Origin of the sequence: Lutimonas sp., from assembly GCF_051011215.1 — a bacterium.
GTDB lineage: Bacteria > Bacteroidota > Bacteroidia > Flavobacteriales > Flavobacteriaceae > Lutimonas.
On the sequence record NZ_JBPCUJ010000149.1, the window covers coordinates 1 to 17,611 of the forward strand.

The 17,611-nt window shown below is 37.8% G+C and carries 17 protein-coding genes; 8 read left to right on the top strand and 9 right to left on the bottom strand.

The window, feature by feature from the left end:
* The 4 genes from ACR2MV_RS14065 to ACR2MV_RS14080 all read left to right on the top strand — a co-directional run.
* Positions 1-1,643 (top strand): ABC transporter ATP-binding protein (locus ACR2MV_RS14065; protein ID WP_434022661.1); only part of this gene is annotated, 1,643 nt, incomplete at its 5' end.
* Positions 1,644-1,683: 40 nt separating this feature from the next.
* A complete protein-coding gene (locus ACR2MV_RS14070; protein ID WP_434022663.1) occupies positions 1,684-2,328 on the top strand; it encodes an NAD(P)H-dependent oxidoreductase in 645 nt (214 codons plus the stop codon).
* A 32-nt stretch (positions 2,329-2,360) separates the two neighbouring features.
* Positions 2,361-3,827 (top strand): aminoacyl-histidine dipeptidase, encoded by a 1,467-nt coding sequence (locus tag ACR2MV_RS14075; protein ID WP_434022665.1) that lies wholly within the window; start codon positions 2,361-2,363, stop codon positions 3,825-3,827.
* A gap of 107 nt (positions 3,828-3,934) precedes the next feature.
* Positions 3,935-5,218, top strand: coding sequence for an APC family permease (locus ACR2MV_RS14080; RefSeq protein WP_434022667.1), 1,284 nt, complete (start codon positions 3,935-3,937; stop codon positions 5,216-5,218).
* A 7-nt stretch (positions 5,219-5,225) separates the two neighbouring features.
* Here ACR2MV_RS14080 and ACR2MV_RS14085 read toward each other — a convergent pair whose 3' ends face one another.
* A complete protein-coding gene (locus ACR2MV_RS14085) occupies positions 5,226-5,891 on the bottom strand; it encodes a uracil-DNA glycosylase (protein WP_434022669.1) in 666 nt (221 codons plus the stop codon).
* A gap of 41 nt (positions 5,892-5,932) precedes the next feature.
* Here ACR2MV_RS14085 and ACR2MV_RS14090 point away from each other — a divergent pair, with 41 nt between their 5' ends.
* Positions 5,933-8,194 (top strand): endonuclease MutS2, encoded by a 2,262-nt coding sequence (locus tag ACR2MV_RS14090; RefSeq protein WP_434022671.1) that lies wholly within the window; start codon positions 5,933-5,935, stop codon positions 8,192-8,194.
* Positions 8,195-8,200: 6 nt separating this feature from the next.
* On the opposite strand, the gene ACR2MV_RS14095 is transcribed toward ACR2MV_RS14090, so the two are convergent.
* Positions 8,201-8,428, bottom strand: a complete 228-nt coding sequence (locus ACR2MV_RS14095) for a hypothetical protein (protein ID WP_434022672.1) — start codon at positions 8,426-8,428, stop codon at positions 8,201-8,203.
* A 5-nt stretch (positions 8,429-8,433) separates the two neighbouring features.
* Complete coding sequence (locus ACR2MV_RS14100) at positions 8,434-8,760, bottom strand: cupin domain-containing protein (RefSeq protein WP_434022673.1); 327 nt, start codon at positions 8,758-8,760, stop codon at positions 8,434-8,436.
* A gap of 16 nt (positions 8,761-8,776) precedes the next feature.
* On the opposite strand from ACR2MV_RS14100, the gene ACR2MV_RS14105 reads away from it, so the two are divergent.
* Positions 8,777-10,795, top strand: coding sequence for an AMP-dependent synthetase/ligase (locus tag ACR2MV_RS14105; RefSeq protein WP_434022674.1), 2,019 nt, complete (start codon positions 8,777-8,779; stop codon positions 10,793-10,795).
* A 21-nt stretch (positions 10,796-10,816) separates the two neighbouring features.
* Complete coding sequence (locus ACR2MV_RS14110; RefSeq protein WP_434022676.1) at positions 10,817-11,251, top strand: GNAT family N-acetyltransferase; 435 nt, start codon at positions 10,817-10,819, stop codon at positions 11,249-11,251.
* 20 nt (positions 11,252-11,271) lie between these two features.
* Here ACR2MV_RS14110 and ACR2MV_RS14115 read toward each other — a convergent pair whose 3' ends face one another.
* The 6 genes from ACR2MV_RS14115 to ACR2MV_RS14140 all read right to left on the bottom strand — a co-directional run bounded on the left by ACR2MV_RS14115 (position 11,272) and on the right by ACR2MV_RS14140 (position 16,445).
* Positions 11,272-11,949 carry a lycopene cyclase domain-containing protein gene (locus ACR2MV_RS14115; RefSeq protein ID WP_434022678.1) on the bottom strand — a complete coding sequence of 226 codons (678 nt, stop codon included), beginning with the start codon at positions 11,947-11,949 and terminating at the stop codon, positions 11,272-11,274.
* Positions 11,950-11,952: 3 nt separating this feature from the next.
* On the bottom strand, positions 11,953-12,402 hold the full coding sequence (locus tag ACR2MV_RS14120) for a sterol desaturase family protein (protein WP_434022680.1): 450 nt from the start codon (positions 12,400-12,402) through the stop codon (positions 11,953-11,955).
* 16 nt (positions 12,403-12,418) lie between these two features.
* Positions 12,419-12,946, bottom strand: coding sequence for a hypothetical protein (locus tag ACR2MV_RS14125; RefSeq protein WP_434022682.1), 528 nt, complete (start codon positions 12,944-12,946; stop codon positions 12,419-12,421).
* Positions 12,943-13,782 carry a phytoene/squalene synthase family protein gene (locus ACR2MV_RS14130; protein ID WP_434022684.1) on the bottom strand — a complete coding sequence of 280 codons (840 nt, stop codon included), beginning with the start codon at positions 13,780-13,782 and terminating at the stop codon, positions 12,943-12,945. The genes ACR2MV_RS14125 and ACR2MV_RS14130 overlap by 4 nt, the downstream gene beginning before the upstream one ends.
* Before the next feature lies 1 nt (position 13,783).
* A complete protein-coding gene (locus ACR2MV_RS14135) occupies positions 13,784-15,247 on the bottom strand; it encodes a phytoene desaturase family protein (RefSeq protein ID WP_434022686.1) in 1,464 nt (487 codons plus the stop codon).
* A gap of 289 nt (positions 15,248-15,536) precedes the next feature.
* Complete coding sequence (locus ACR2MV_RS14140; protein ID WP_434022687.1) at positions 15,537-16,445, bottom strand: MerR family transcriptional regulator; 909 nt, start codon at positions 16,443-16,445, stop codon at positions 15,537-15,539.
* Between the two features lie 168 nt (positions 16,446-16,613).
* Between ACR2MV_RS14140 and ACR2MV_RS14145 the strand changes: the two genes are divergently transcribed.
* On the top strand, positions 16,614-17,611 hold a 998-nt coding region (locus ACR2MV_RS14145; protein ID WP_434022688.1), incomplete at its 3' end, for a fasciclin domain-containing protein.

Here is a 17,611-nt window from a genome sequence, read left to right on the forward strand (position 1 = left end):
TTGAACTTGGAGATTATATTGAGAATTATATCAATTATTTTATCACCCAAAAAGTCAATACTGAAGGAGAACTCAAGGCCTTGATGTTTATGATTTTTATTGTCATTGCTACTTTTTTACTCAAAAACCTCTTTGGGTACCTCGCCTTGTTTTTTATCACTTTTCTGAGAAATGGTGTTTTAAAAGATTTGAGAAATGATTTATATGAAAAAACGGTGGACCTGCCCCTATCCTACTTTTCAGAAAAACGAAAAGGAGATTTGATTGCCAGAATTTCTACAGACGTTTTAGAAATTCAGCATTCCTTCTTATCCATTTTAGAATTAATCGTACGAGAACCTCTAACGATCATTTTTACGATTATTGCGATGCTGGCCCTGAGTCCTCAATTGACCGTTTTTGTTTTTATTTTTATCCCTATTTCAGGGTATATCATTTCCTTGGTTGGTAAATCACTCAAAAAGCAATCTGATAATGTTCAAAAAGAACAAGGTCAGTTTTTATCAATTCTCGAAGAAACACTGGGTGGCTTGCGCGTTATCAAAGGTTTTAATGCACAACCCTATTTTAATAAAAAGTTTCGCGATTCAACCTCGCGGTTTTATCATTTTTCAAACACCCTGTTAAACAGAAAAAACCTGGCCTCGCCTTTAAGTGAATTTTTAGGAATCACAGTGATCGCAATTTTATTGTGGTATGGAGGATCTTTAGTGTTGGTAGACAAAACCTTGGCACCTGATGCCTTTATCGTTTATATGGGACTGGCTTACAATATATTGACACCTGCCAAGGCTATTTCAAAAGCTGTGTATGGGGTTAAAAAAGGGGATGCCGCCGCTGAACGTGTCCTTGAAATTTTGAATACAGAATCTCCGTTAAAAGATAAGAATGACGCTCAGGTCAAAAACAGCTTTGATGCCCATATTTCCATTCAAAACATTTCTTTTAAATACGAAGATGACTACGTGCTGAAAGATTTTTCATTAGAAATACCCAAAGGAAAAACGGTTGCCTTTGTAGGACAATCAGGTAGTGGAAAATCCACCATTGCAAACCTCATAACGAGGTTCTACGATGTGAACGAAGGATGTATAAAAATTGACGGGATTGACATTAAGGATATCACGAAAAAATCATTAAGAGATCTTCAAGGTCTGGTTTCTCAGGATTCAATTTTGTTTAATGACAGCGTTAAAAACAATATTCTCTTAGGGGTGGAAGATAAATCTGAGGAGGCAATCTTAGAGGCAGCAACCATTGCCAACGCCCATGAATTTATTAAGGATTTACCCTTGGGATATGAAACCAATATCGGTGATGGCGGAAACAAATTATCCGGTGGTCAAAAGCAGCGTTTAAGCATTGCAAGGGCCGTGCTAAAAAACCCTCCGATTATGATCTTGGATGAGGCCACTTCAGCCCTGGATACGGAATCTGAAAAACTCGTGCAGGATGCCCTGGAAAAAATGATGAAAAACAGAACCTCAGTTGTGATTGCTCACAGACTTTCTACCATTCAGAATGCAGATCATATTGTCGTATTACAGAAGGGGAAAATAGTAGAACAGGGTAAAAATGATGAACTCTTAAAAAAGAAAGGAGTCTACTTTAACCTCGTTAAAATGCAATCTCTAAACGCCTAAGTGTTCCAGAGCAGAACTCCGTTAAATCAGCCAATAAAGCATGAATTCAGAAAAAAATATTATCGAAAGTCTTCAGTGGAGATATGCCTGTAAAAAGTTTGACAGTTCAAAAAAATTGAGTCAGGAACAATTAATGGTTCTTAAAAATGCCTTCAACCTCACGGCAACCTCTTTTGGTCTTCAGCCTCTAAAGATGCTTGTAATTCAGGGAGATGAACTCAAAGCTAAACTGCTGCCTCATGCTTATTTTCAACAGCAGATAACCACTTGCTCTCATCTGCTGGTCATTTGCATTGATACCGCTTTAGACGAAAACTCTATCGATTCTTATTTTGAGTTGGAAAAAACAGTTAGGGGAACCTCTGAAGATATCATCGGAAAATTCCGCGACCAGCTAAAATCTATTTTCAAGAACAAATCAAGAGAACAAATAGACAGTTCTTCGATCAATCAGGCCTATATCAATATAGGAACTCTAATGACAGTCTGTGCTGAACAGGGTATAGATTCATGCCCTATGGAAGGCTTTAATCCCGGTAAATTTGATGAGGCGCTCAATTTACAGGAAAAGAATCTAAAATCTGTATTACTGCTGCCTGTAGGCTTTAGAGCAGAAGATGACGTTATGAGCCGGATGAAAAAAGTACGAAAGCATCTTGACCAGGTCATCACAGACATCGACTAATAATAGAAACCCACAGGGTAAAAGAACATCATATGGAAAACGTTACGGTAAGATCACAGGAACCAACAATAGTTTGGAATCATTTCGCAGACATCAATGCAATTCCAAGAGCTTCTAAAAAAGAAGAGGAAATTGTTGCTTTTATGGTTGCTTTTGGAAAAAAACTCGGTTTGGAAACAATTGTTGACCCGGTAAGTAATGTGATTATTCGAAAACCAGCGACTCCGGGAATGGAGTCGAGAAAAAGTGTGGTTCTGCAGTCCCATTTAGACATGGTACATCAGAAAAATGCTGATGTGAACTTTGATTTTGCCACTGAAGGAATCAACATGAAAGTGGATGGTGATTGGGTTAAAGCAGCGGGAACAACCTTAGGTGCGGATAATGGCTTGGGCGTTGCTGCCATCATGAGTGTCCTGTCGAGTAATGATCTGGAGCATCCTGCTATTGAAGCCCTGTTTACAATCGATGAAGAAACAGGTATGACCGGTGCTCAAGGCTTGGAAGCCGGCTATTTGACAGGAGATATTCTACTGAATCTGGATACCGAAGAAGATGACGAAATTGACATCGGTTGCGCAGGAGGCATTGATGTTACCGCGTCAAAGAGTTATGCTGAGTTGATAGTTGAAGATGATTGTCTAGGTTTTCGAATAAGCGTCAAAGGACTGCAGGGAGGTCACTCAGGGATGGATATTCATAAAGGATTGGGCAATGCAAATAAAATCATGAACCAACTTTTAAAATCTAATCTTGACATCATCAAATTAAGTCAAATTGATGGCGGGAGTTTGCGAAATGCCATACCCAGAGAAAGCGTGGCGCTCCTGAGCTGTCTTGAAGAAAACATTCAGCAGCTTAAAGAAAATTTTGAAACTACACGTGATATTATTCTGAAAGAGTTCGCAACAACAGAACCGAACCTGAGCTGTGAATTATTAGAAGTAGAAAGACCTTTGACCTGTATGTCCGTGGAAGATCAGACTGCCCTTATCAATGCACTTGAGAATGCAGTCAATGGTGTCTATAGTATGAGTCCGGGGATTCCGGATTTGGTAGAATCATCTAATAATATTGCCAGAGTCAACGTTGGCAACAAGGACATGCACATCGCTTCCTTAACAAGATCATCCGTGGAAAAGAGTAAAATGGAAGTTGCGAATGCCTTAAAAGAAACCTTCGAAACCAATGGGTTCGAGGTTCAATTTTCAGGTTCTTACCCTGGTTGGAGCCCGAATCGGGATTCACCCATCCTTAAGGTATTAACCTCTATCTACAGTGACCTTTTCAAAAGCGAACCCGCCGTTGTCGCCTGTCATGCAGGATTAGAATGTGGTTTACTCGGTACGCATTATCCTGATATGGACATGATCTCATTCGGTCCCACAATTAAAGGAGCCCATTCTCCGGATGAAAGAGCCAGCATCTCATCAACACAGCGATTCTGGACTTTTTTACAACTGATTCTTAAGAACATTCCGGAAAAACAATCCAGTTGATTTCTGTTCATTCAATGTTTGACGATGGACCTGCCGATGAAGAAATGGTCTTAACCCTCGTTTCAATAAACAACTAATTATTTGTAAATTGACGGTGAACGAAACAGATGAAAAACAAAAATGAAATTGGACTAAAAGATGCCATAGCCATAGGTATTGGTGGTATGGTTGGAGGTGGTATTTTTGCTGTTTTAGGACTTGCTGTCGAATTGAGCAAAGGGGCTACACCCATCGCTTTTTTAATCGCAGGAATTATTGCCTTACTCACCTCCTATTCATACGTTCAATTATCTAAAACATACCCCTCCTCAGGTGGAACTGTAAATTTTATCACCCAAGGTTTTGGGAAAACCGTTTTTAGCGGAGGAACAAATAATCTTTTATGGCTGAGCTATATTATTATGCTTGCGCTCTATGCTTCAGCTTTTGGCTCTTATGGGGCAAAAATGATTCAAATTACCGGTGATTACAACTTTGATAAACATTTGTTATTGTCGGGTATTGTCCTATTTTCCACCGCCTTAAATTACATTAGTTTTAAAGCTGTCAGTATCGCCGAATCTATTGCTGTTTTTGTAAAAATGGTCATTCTGATAGGATTTATTTTTCTGGGAGCTTACGGGCTGAGTTCAAGTGATCAACTCTTTCAAATGAATCCGTCTCACTGGGAAAGCCCCTTAAAGATTGTAAGCGGAGGTATGGTTATTTTTGTGGCCTATGAAGGTTTTGAATTAATTGCAAACGCCATTCCCAATCTTAAAAATCCAGAAACAAATACCGCTAAAGCGTTCTATATCTCAACGGCAGCCGTTGTTGTATTGTATGTTTGCATTGCTATTATAACGGTAGGATCGGTTTCATTTGATGACATTGCCCAAGCACAGGAATATGTACTTGCCGTGGCAGCCGAACCTATTTTAGGTAAGGTAGGCTTTGCTATCATCAGTATTACGGCATTAATTTCAACTTTTTCAGCCATCAATGCGACACTTTATGGTGGCAGCAGAGTAAACTATCAACTGGCTGAAGAAGATGAATTACCGCATGAATTCAGCAAAATTTATTGGAATCAACCAATAGGTCTATTGATAACCGCCCTATTGACCCTAGTACTTGCAAACACTCTCAATCTGGAAAGCATTTCTACCGCGGGAAGCGCCGGTTTTTTATGGATATTTGCTCTTGTCAACCTGGCAAACTTTAAACTAGCCAAAAAAACGAATTCCAGTAAGTGGATTTCTTCCTTCGGATTTTTCCTTTGTCTAATCGCCCTTATTTCGTTATTCTGGCAACAATTCACAAGCAATCGAATTGGTGTTTATATCGTGCTATTGATCTTCCTAACTGCGTATCTTGTAGAATTCACCTATAAAAAATTAGAAAAAAATTAGTTTTTTTCTACCAGCTTATTTCATCCAGCTGATGCGCTCTCAGATACTCATTTGCCTTGCTAAAATGCTTGTTTCCAAACCAGTATCCTCTGTTTGCGCTGAGCGGTGAGGGATGGCCCGTATCGAGTATTTGATGCCTTTGGTCGTTTATTTTTTTTCCTTTCTTCTGTGCGAAACCACCCCATAAAAGAAAAACGAGATGCTCTCTCTTTTCTGAAAGCTGCTCAATGACCACATCGGTAAACTTCTCCCAGCCTTTTTTTTGATGAGATCCTGCTGCTCCCGATCTAACTGTCAATGTTGCATTGAGCAATAACACGCCCTGAGACGCCCAGTCATTCAGATCTCCACTTATCGGATATGGTTTGCCAAGATCCGCTTCTAATTCCTTAAAAATGTTCACCAAAGAAGGAGGATGCTTTACCTGTTCCTTGACGGAAAAGCAAAGACCATTGGCCTGGCCTTCTCCATGATAAGGATCCTGTCCAATTACAACCACTTTGACTGCTTCAAAATCGCAGTGATTAAAGGCAGCAAAAATATGATCCGACTCAGGAAAACATCTATAATTCTCATATTCAGTTTCTACAAAACCTTCCAATGATTTAAAATAATCCTTTTTAAATTCATCAGCCAATATTGATTTCCAACTGTTTGAAATATTTACGTTCATAGTATAAATTTGGTTATTTTTGCCATGACAAATTTAAGACTTTGGCACATAAAATAACAGATAAAACCTTAAATGACCTTGAGTTCTCTACAATATTAGAGAGCATCGCCAATTATTGTATCTCAGACCTGGGGCGTGAAAAGGTGGCAAGCATACGACCCATTGACCGGACTTTAGCATTAAAGTCTGAATTAAATCAGGTAAATGAATATTTGTCATCCTTTGAAAATGAAAATCGGATTCCTTCTCATTATTTTGATGAGATTTCTAAAGAAATATCACTGCTTCATATTGAAGATAGTTTTTTAGAAGGTCCTGCCTTTATAAAAATTTCAAGTATTTCGGAGAACATCAATAACCTGCTCCTTTTTTATAAAAAATTCAAAGAGTATTATCCAAATTTATTCGAGCAATCCGAGCATATCGAACTCAACAAATCAATCAGTAAAAAAATTCAAAACCTCATTTCACCATTCGGTGAAGTATTAGACAATGCCTCCGCAGCCTTAAAACAAATTCGAAAAGAGATCAATAAAATCAGAGGGCAGCTTGGAGGAAGCTTTAACAAAGCCATGTCTCATTATGCCTCTCTTGGATATTTAGATGACATTCGAGAAACGGTTGTTGACAACCAGCGTGTACTGGCTGTACAGGCCATGTATCGCAGAAAGGTCAATGGTGCGATCATGGGCAACTCTAAAACGGGGAGCATTGTTTATATCGCCCCGGAAGCGACCTTACAATTGTCTCGCGAATTACAAAACATTAAGTACGAAGAACAGGAAGAAATTGTCAAAATATTAAAGAACCTCACAAATGAGCTTCGAATTTATGCTCCCTTGTTAAGCACCTATCAGGATTATTTAACTCATCTTGACAGTATTGGAGCAAGAGCAAAATATGCACAGGCCATTGATGCCTGTTTACCGAAAATTGTAAGAGATAAAAAGATCTATTTAAAAAATGCCTACCATCCCATTTTATGGCTGGAAAACAATCAAAAAGGCTTGCATACCATACCCCAGACACTGGAACTGAATAGAACTCAACAAATCATCGTCATTTCCGGTCCTAATGCTGGTGGTAAAAGCATTACGTTAAAAACCATTGGATTATTACAGGTCATGATACAGAGTGGTATCTTGATCCCCGTTCATGAACGAAGCGAGATTAGTATATTCGACAAAGTTTTAACCGATATTGGCGACAATCAGTCTATTGAAAATCAATTAAGTACCTATAGCTATCGCTTAAAAAACATGCGCAATTTTCTGAAGCGATGCAATGACAACACCTTGTTTTTAATTGATGAGTTTGGTACAGGGAGTGACCCGGAATTAGGAGGTGCTTTGGCCGAAGTGTTTTTGGAAGAGTTTTATGAAAAAGGCGCCTATGGCATCATTACGACACATTACTCCAACCTCAAAGTCCTGGCCAGCGAATTAGAAAATGTCACCAATGCCAATATGCAGTTTGATCAAGCCACCTTAGAGCCCTTATTCAAACTTCATACAGGTCAGGCAGGTAGTTCATTTACCTTTGAAGTGGCTCAAAAAATCGGCATCCCTTTTCGACTGATCAACAGGGCTAAGAAAAAAGTTGAAAGAGAAAAAATAAGACTCGATAAAACCATTGCCAAATTACAAAAAGAAAGGAATGAGTTAGAGAAAAAAGCGGATGGACTTGTGAAAGAACAGGCGCTGGCAAAAGCTGGTTCCGAAAAACTGATCAGCCAGCAACAAAAAATTCAGGAGAAGATCGAAAGCTTTCAGGATTTGTATGACAACAATCAAAAAATGCTCTCACTCGGAAGAAAAACCAATGAGATTCTTAATCGATTCTTCCAGACAAAAAACAAAAAGGAGTTAAGGGACAGTTTTAGTAAATGGTCCTTAATTGAACAGACCAAATTCGAACAGCAAAAGAAGAACAAGCTTCGAATTGAATTAAATAAGAAAAACGATCAAAAAGAAAAACCTTTATCCAAACGAGAGAGAACAAAAATCAATAAAGAGCTTAAACAACGACAGATCCTTAAAGAAAAAGCGTTAAAAAAAATCGAGAAAGAAGTGCTTCCGGAAGTTAAAAAAGTACGCATAGAAAAAGAAACCATTCAAAGAGAAAAAGCGCTTTACATAAAAGACTATCAATTCCAAATTAACGATACCGTGCGCCTGGTAGATGGTAACGCAAAAGGAACCATCGAAAAAATCGAGAAGAATTCTGCCACGATTAATTATGGTCTTTTCACAGCAAAGACTGACATTTCACAAATCGAACTAGTAAAAAAAGCAAAAAAATAAGCGAAGTTACACTTCTGTATAGCGCTCCATTTCTCGGTCATAAAACTCCGTTGCATCTTCGATCAATCTTGAGATCTCATTGGCAATTTCGGTTTCATCTCCTCGTAATTCATCCATCCATTCAATATCATCATTGACCAGGTTAATAATAAACTGCGGGTATTCGGTATGCATGATAAATATATCATCCGGATGGTCTGTATTATCTCCTAATAAAAACTTTGGTAGTGTCATGTATCTTATAATTTATTTGATTCACCTCCCTCGGGTCCATAGAAAAAAACCCAGGTAGAAAAATCTGCTGTAAAATTAATAAAACGATGTGTGACTCCAGCCTTTACAAACAAAAAATCTCCCGCTGTGAATTCACGCTGATCATTTCCATTCATAAAAGTTCCGGAACCAGAAATAACGACATAGATTTCATCTCTTTTATGAGGACCTTGTTTATCGATCCTATCAGGCTTGTACACCTCAACATTCAACGATCCATGTTGAAATACTTCTAAAAATTCCTGAGAAGCTTCTTTCAATTTCTCAAGGGCTTGCTTGGGTTGGATATGCATTTGGAATAAAATAAAAATGTCATCCAAAGTTAATCAATTCAGGAAGATCGACAGTTTCACAAAAAAAAGTATTTTAGCAGCACAATACGTTATTATGAGTCAAAGAACTGTTTTTTCAATGCTCGATCGAGCGGCTAGTACCTATAAAAATGATCCTTATTTAAGTACCAAAGGAGATGAAGGATGGCTCAGAACTTCCTTTAGTCAGGCAAAATCAAAAGCAAGGTATCTGGCCTCTTCGTTTATTGATTTAGGCATAAAAACAGATGACAAAATTGCTATATTATCAGAAGCAAAAAGTGATTGGATCATTGCCGAATTTGCCGCCTTATATGCCGGAGCCATTTCTGTTCCGCTCTCAATAAAACTGCTGCCGGAAGAAGTACCTTTTAGAGTGAATCACTCGGATGCCAGTTTATTCATTATCTCTGAGAACACGCTCGAGAAAGTAATCAGTCAGTGGGATAAATACCAAAACAAAGCTCTACGATTGATCCTGCTCGACAGCCCGTCAAAAAAAATAAGCAGTCAGTGTGAAAAATACGGTTTTAAGGAAGCTGATCTGATTTTTATCGATGACCTTTATCAAAAGGGAACTGACTCTTTCACTCAAAACGAAGACATATTAAAAAGCATTGAAAAGGAAACGTATGAAGACAAAGTTGTCACAATTTCATATACTTCGGGAACCACTGGAAATCCCAAAGGAATCATGCTTACCCACTTAAATTATTATTCAAACAGTCATGCTGCAGTGGCCACTTTTCAGATAAAAGAAAAGATATCCACTTTACTGATTTTACCAACAGATCATTCTTTTGCCCATACTGTTGGCATATACACGGCACTTGTAAAAGGTCTTTCACTACATTTTGTAGATGCAAGAGGCGGAGGCGTCAATGCCCTTAAAAACATTCCTAAGAATCTTGTGGAAGCTGAATCAAATTTTCTTTTAACAGTGCCCGCTCTTACCAGTAATTTTATTCAAAAGTTTAAGGACGGAATCCAAGCCAAAGGTGGATTTATTGAGGGTATTTTTAACAGAGGGATCTCAGCTGCCATTAAGAGAAATGGTGACGGTTTTACCAAACCAGGAGCCAAGGTACAGGCAACTACATTCTTTAACATGATTGTTGCTGAAAAGCTGATTTTCAGCAAACTAAGACATATATTTGGGCCAAAGATTGAATTCTTTGTGGGAGGCGGTGCCTTACTGGATATCAAACAACAGCAGTTCTACAAAGCCATTGGGATTCCTGTATATCAGGGCTATGGTTTGACAGAAGCAACACCAATCATTTCTACAAACACGCCTTTTAATCACAAAATGGGTACCTCAGGAAAGGTACTCGAAGGGATTCAGTGCCGCATCTGTGATGAAAATGGCAAAGAATTGAAGACCGGGCAAAAAGGAGAAATTGTCATCAAAGGGGACAACGTAATGAAAGGCTACTATAAAAATGAAACTGCTACAGCGGAAACCATTAAAAATGGATGGCTGCATACGGGTGATCTGGGCTATATCGACGAGGATAATTTTCTGGTGGTCGTAGGCAGGGAAAAAGCGTTGCTGATCTCTGAAGATGGAGAAAAGTATTCTCCTGAAGAAATTGAAGAAGCTATCGTCAACAGCTCGAACTGTATTCAGCAGATCATGATCTATAACGACCATCAAAAATTTACAAGTGCCTTACTGACTTTACATAAAAAAGCTTTGGAAGAATTGGTGAAAAGTGAGAAAATTCAAAGCTATGAAGATTTGAACAAGGCGCTAAAGATAGAAATGTTGAAATTTGAAAAGCAAGTTGAATTCAAGGATAAATTTCCCGGAAAATGGATTCCTTCAAATTTTCAGATTGTAGCTGAGGAGTTCTCTGAAGAAAATCAACTGATCAATTCGACCCTAAAAATGGTAAGACACAAGATCACCGAAAGGTATCAGGACAGACTTGACCTAATGTACGCGAAAAATGCTCAGGAGAAAAGCCTGAATGAAAATGTGAAAGTTCTAAGGGAATTGATTTCCTTGAGTTAAGCTCCATCATTCTACCCATGTATGCTTACAATTACTACCATAGATATGCAGCATCCTCTCTATCAAGAGGAGCGAGAACTCAGAAACAGAATACTTCTGCGTCCGATAGGCATCCCTGATTATGGCTGGGAAATACATGACTCAGATTCATGGCACTTTGTAGCAATTTCAAATAACAAGGTCGTTGGATGTGTGTTGCTGGCGCGTCTAAATTCAGAAGCAACAAAGGGACAACTCATTCAAATGGCTGTTGATTCAAACTGGCAAGGCAAAGGTCTGGGCAAACAGTTGGTCAAGGCATTGTTGACCTTTGCCAAAACAACGAGTTTAAAGGAAATCACGATACACTCCAGAGCTACAGTTACTTCCTTTTATACAGCTTTGGGTTTTTCCGTTTACGGAGACTCATTCAAAGAGGTGGGTATCCTGCATCAACACCTCATAAAATATCTGTAAGATATTCAAGACAAGAATAATTAACTTCTTTTGAATTTATAAAAGAGAAAGAGGTTCAGCAAAATCATTGAAAAAGCATAAACGGTATCTTCTACCGGAATTGTCACCATTCTGACTCCAAGATTCTGATCATCGTTATACCAAACAATATTTCCATCAATACCAGTGCCCGTTAAAATTCCATTGACGATAAAAAATGGAATCAGCATAAACAGAAACGTGATATAAAAAGAGTTGAGTAAATCAGGATTGAATTTCGTCACGACTCCTAAGACCAGAATTGCAAAGATCATATCAACTGCTGTATAAGCCTTTCCATAATTTGTGATGAAAACCACGAAAAATAAAAGAAACAATAGTCCTGAAATAATTTGAGTCGTTTTTTTAGATAATTTTAGATTGGGATTAATTTCCAATATTGAAATATGTGTAAATACGCACGCATAGGGTATACAGATAAAAAAGAGCCATTCCTCGACAGGTAAGTGCCATAAATTGATACCAGCCAGGTATTCGGAATTGAAACCCCAATATCCCTGTACCGTAAAATACACATCCCAGATAATAAAAGGAACCATGGTGATAAGCAACGCCATAAACAAGGCCTTCCATTCTTTATATAAAGCGATTCTTGGATGAAAGGAGACCAAAAAAGGTACCGACAAGGATAGAAGGTCTAACCAGAGGTATAACGACATTGCTTAATAGTTTCCTTTATAATATTTCATTGGTACCCAGAGCATGCCGAAGCATTCTCCATCGTGTTTGCCTAAATGTTTATGATGAATTTTATGTGCTCTTCTCAATGCCAACAAATACCGGTTCTTGGTATTTCTCCAGATTTTAATTCTTTGATGAATAAAAAGGTCGTGAATCACAAAATAAATAAGACCATAGATAAAAACGCCGATACCAATCCCAAGACTGATTTCCCATCCAAAAATGGACCACAAGGAAAAAGCAGTAATTGAAATGACAGCGAAAAACACAAAAAAGGAATCATTTAATTCAAAAAACGAATTGTGGTCGTCACGCACATGATGATCCTCATGTAAATTCCAGAACAGCCCATGCATCACATATTTATGCATACCCCAAGCCACACCTTCCATCAGGATGGCTGTAATCACTATGGTTATAAACAAAATCATCTTTTCTAAATTTTTATTAACGATTCTCTTCTACTTCAACTTCTGACAAGCCTTCTTTATAGTCTTGTTTCTTTGCAACGCTGAGGAGGTTCTCAATCATCCTACTTTTAAAAGATGTCTCAATCGATGATTCAGCCATATGCTCCTGCAAGTAATAAATATCTGCTTCAATATCACCGTGATAATTGAGAAACTTCGGAATATTCAATTGAATCAACAATCTCAAATAAACTTTTTCAACATCTTTGTTCGTCAGGATTAATTCCTCCAGTTCACCTTTTCCTTGTTTAAAATACTTCAATTTTGACTTTGGACTAAACACATAATTCGCCATCATGCATGTTCCCGCAGCCTTATAAGCATTGATCAATTCGTCCTCTTCGTCATCTAATCCTTTGACCTTATAAGCCAATATTTTTTCAATATCTTCCTCACTCTCAATTTGCTGGAAGTCTGATCTGATTTCATTTACCAAATCACTATTCTGAGTATTTGACAAGAAGGTTACAGCCAATAAAATTAATATGATTTTTTTAACTGTCAAAGCAAATTAAGCTTGTAATTGACAAAAGATTTGGTCAAAAGAAACATTTTCATCGGGTTGCTGATTCTAATTCTTTTTTCCTGAATCTCACTGGCTTCAGTTCTATTGAGTTTTCTCAATAATTTTTTATAGTATACATAGGCGGTATATACGCCGAACTTTGCCTCCATGGGCAATTTCTTAATACCGATATAGGCATCGTCAAAATCTTGATTGATTTCGGCAATAATCTGGTCCTTTACAGCACCTTCTATAATTCCTCCTTTAATATGAGGAAAATAGGATCGCTCTAAATTTTCAGTATCATCTTTTAGGTCTCTTAAAAAATTGACTTTTTGGAAGGCACTGCCTAATTTCATGGCTGGGGCTTTCAATTCCTCAAAACGCTGCTGATCACCCTGCACAAAAACCTTCAAACACATTAAGCCTACTACATCAGCTGAACCATAAATATACTCCTCATACTCCTTTACACTCTTGTACTCCTGTTTATTAAGATCGGCTCGCATGCTTTTCATAAAATGATCTATCATATCATGATCAATATGGTGTTTGTGCACCACGTGTTGAAAAGCATTCAAAATTGGATTTAAACTTATTCCACGCTCTATGGAATTATAAAGGTCTTTTTCAAATTCGTCCAAAAGGACCTCTTTATCATAATCGTGAAAAGAATCCACGATTTCATCTGCAAAGCGCACAAAACCATAAATGGCATAAATATCTTTCTGGATCTTGGGTGACAACATTTTTACAGCAAGTGAAAATGAAGTGCTATACATAGTAGTCACCCTATGCGAGCATCGATAAGATAAATTGTCAAATAATTCTTTCATGTTAATAATTCTTTTTTAGTAGGTCAGCAACTAATTTTCCTGAAATCAATGACGGAGGAACACCAGGTCCTGGTACAGTCAATTGACCAGTGAAAAATAAATTTTTAATTTTTTTACTTTTTAGTTTGGGTCTTAGAAATGCAGTTTGCAATAATGTATTCGCCATACCATAGGCGTTTCCTTTAAAGGAATTATAGTCATCTTTAAAATCCTGCACGCAATAAGATTCCTTAAATATAATACTTTGTTTGATATTTTGCCCGGTCAATTTTTCAAGTCGGTCGATAATAATCTCAAAATATTGCTCTCTTAAGGCCTCAGTATCTTCCAAATCCGGTGCTAGAGGAATCAAAAAAATAGCTGCCTCTTTTCCTTCTGGCGCCACGGAACTATCTGTAATACTTGGAAAACTCGCATAAAAAAGTGGTTTCTCTGGCCAGGCTGGCTCATCATATATTGCTGCGGCATGCTCATCAAAGGGCACATCAAAAAATAAAGTGTGATGCAATACATTTTCCACCTTCTTATCTAATCCCACATAGAACAAAAGTGAAGATGGTGCCATTACTTTCTTGTCCCAATAAGCGTCACTATACATTCTATTTTTTAAAGGAAGTAAACTCTCTGTATGGGCATAATCTGCACCAGAAACAAGCAAACTAACAGGAATTTCATTATTGTTTAGGAGCATTCCATACACTTCCTTTTTATCATTTGTCAGAATCTTAGAAACATTCGATTTGGTATGAAAGCGCACTCCCAATTCTTCTGCCAAAGTTATCATACCATCTATAACAGATTTCATACCGCCTTTGGGGTACCAGGTACCAAGACTAAGATCGGCGTAGTTCATAAAACTGTAAAAAGCCGGAGTCATTGATGGCTTGGCGCCTAAAAATAATACAGGAAACTCAATGATCTGGCGCAATCTTTCACTTTTGAATTTTCTTTTTGCCACATCATGTATCGTGGAAATAAATTGTGGAATCTCTAATACTGTATCCTTTGATACCAATTCCAACGGGCTTACTCCGGGTTTGTATACTAGTTTTTTGATCGCCACTTCATAATTCTGTTCTGCTTTTGCCAAAAATTCATCCAAAGACTGAGAAGCCTTGGGCTCTATTTTTTCAAAAGTTTCCTTAATTTCTTCAAGCTTATCTGAAACATCAACATAATCATGGGCATCAAAATAGACCCGATAAGCCGGACCCAGGCGTTCCAGTTGATAGTAGTCAGAAGGTTTTTTATTGAAATCCTGAAAATATCTTTCAAACACATCCGGCATCCAATACCATGTAGGTCCCATATCAAATTTAAAACCTTCATGGACATATTGCCTTGCACGGCCACCGAGTTGGTCATTTTTTTCATAAACATTTACCTCATAACCAGCGTGCGCCAGATAGGTGGCAGCAGAGATAGAGGCAAATCCAGAACCGATAACAGCAATTTTTTTCTTCATAAGACAAAACTAAGGCATTTTAAACAAAAAATGATATTTTTGTCTAACTTTTTTATAAATATAATGTACATTTTTTGTTTAACTTTATTTTTGTAGATATTTTGACCTAATTCATGGAAATTAACATAAACAAATTTCTGAATTCCAACCCATTACTTCACTCAATTGCAATGAATATGCATTGAAAATGACAAATAAACAACGAATACATCAAGTTAAAAATAGCAATTATTAACGGATAGAAAAAGATGATAAAAAAGGATTCCATGTGGGCACAACCCAGCTAAACCTACTGATCATTCCCAGACAAACGAACTGCATTCTGAATGCGCACTAAATGATCCTGAAACTCAACAGGCGAAGAAACCTTTATAAGATGAGCAGCATCATCCACCGCCTCCAAGTTCTCCCCGCTGCCACTTATAACAAACGGCACCTCGTTCCCCTCCATCAACTCCTTGACAAAACCATTTACCTTGTTCACTTTTGGCGTCACAAACATTGTCATCATAATACTTGGCTCAGCAATCTCAATGACCTTTCTTATATTAATGATAGGCACACCCTGGCCGAGATAGTACACTTTAAAGCCCATTTCCTTTGCCACAAAACTGGCCAGTAATAAGCCAATCTCATGCTCTTCACCCTCTAAAAGAAAAAGAACCAGGGATGGAGCTCCCTTCTGAGGAATAGACAACCGCTCAATGGCAGCAATCAACTTTTGACGTATCAAGTTTGAGATATAATGCTCCTGAGCAACCATTGCTTTGTTTGTCGTCCACAAAACTCCTACATATTGAAGGAAAGGATAAATTGATTCAGTTATTGTCTTCAAAAAACCCTTTCTAATAACCTGACGCTCAAAAATGTTATCAAAATCCTCTTCATTCATCTCAAGCATACTTAAGGTCAAGCCTTTCATCTCATCGCTTGATTCTGATGTAGGGTCGGCTAAGACCTTTGTAACCTCCTCATAAATCTGCTCATCCGACATTTTATTGAGCTTCGAAATACGATAACCATTTCTCACTAAGATCCCAAAATTCAACAACTGCTTTAATTGAGCGTCCGAGTAATACCTTATATTGGTGGCTGTTCGCATAGGATCCAAAAAATCATAGCGACGCTCCCATATTCTTAAAGTATGCGCTTTTATGCCGGTTAGTGCTTCTACTTGTGCTACTGAGTAAGTTATCATGTTTAACGTATTATGTTTAAAAGATGGACAAATATACAGAAACTTTATCCATATACGCAAGTAAAATCAGTAGTTTTCATTTTTTTGTTCACTTTTTTTACTTTTTTCTTGGACAGTAAATAAATTTTTATATATCTTTGTCCAACTTTAATAACTAAATATTGAACAATGAAAAATTTTATCCAAATGAATTATTTTCAAAAAATTACGTTCGCCATACTATTTATGGCGATTCCGCTACTAACTTTAAGTTGTAGTGATGACGATGACAACGACAACGGAGGGAACTCTGGTAAAACAGTCGTAGAGGTTGCACAAGACAACCCTGAACTTTCTACATTAGTAGATGCTATTGTTGCAGCAGGATTAGTTGATGCTTTATCAGGTGACGGACCATTTACGGTTTTCGCTCCTTCTAATGCTGCATTTGCGAAATTGGATCCAGATGTGCTGAACAACATCATCGCAACTCCTTCCTTATTGACGTCTTTACTACAATACCATGTAGTTGGAGGTGATGTTGGATCAGGAGACTTAACGAACGGTCCAGTTCAAACTTTATTATCAGGTCAGACTATTGACGTAAACGTTTCAGGTGGAAGTGTTACCTTAAATGGTTCTTCGATGGTGACTGAAGCAGATATCGACGCCTCTAACGGTGTCATTCATATTATTGATGAGGTTCTTATACCTGAAGATTTCTACGCTCAGACCTTAGCAATGATTGTTGCAGGAAGCCCTGACCATACGATTTTACTAAGCGCTCTTTCGAAGCCAGAATTATCTGACTTGTTAGCTGCTGCTAACGACCCAACACAAGATTTAACTGTTTTCGCTCCAACAGATGCTGCTTTTGAAGGTGTTTTAGCTGCCTTAGGTATGACTAGTATAGATGACATTCCTGTAGAGGTTCTAAAAGAAATAGTGACTTACCATTTATTAGGTGGAGCAGTAACTTCTGATCAACTTTCTAATGGAGATGTAAATACATTATTACCAGGTATTCCAGGTGGTCCAGAATTCGAATTTGTCACTGTAGATCTTACAGACGGTGTTAAAATCAACAGCGCCAACGTAACAGCTGCAGATTTAAAAGCTGTGAATGGTGTTGCACATGTCGTAGATGCAGTTTTATTACCAAGTTACATTACTTACTCTATTGGAAC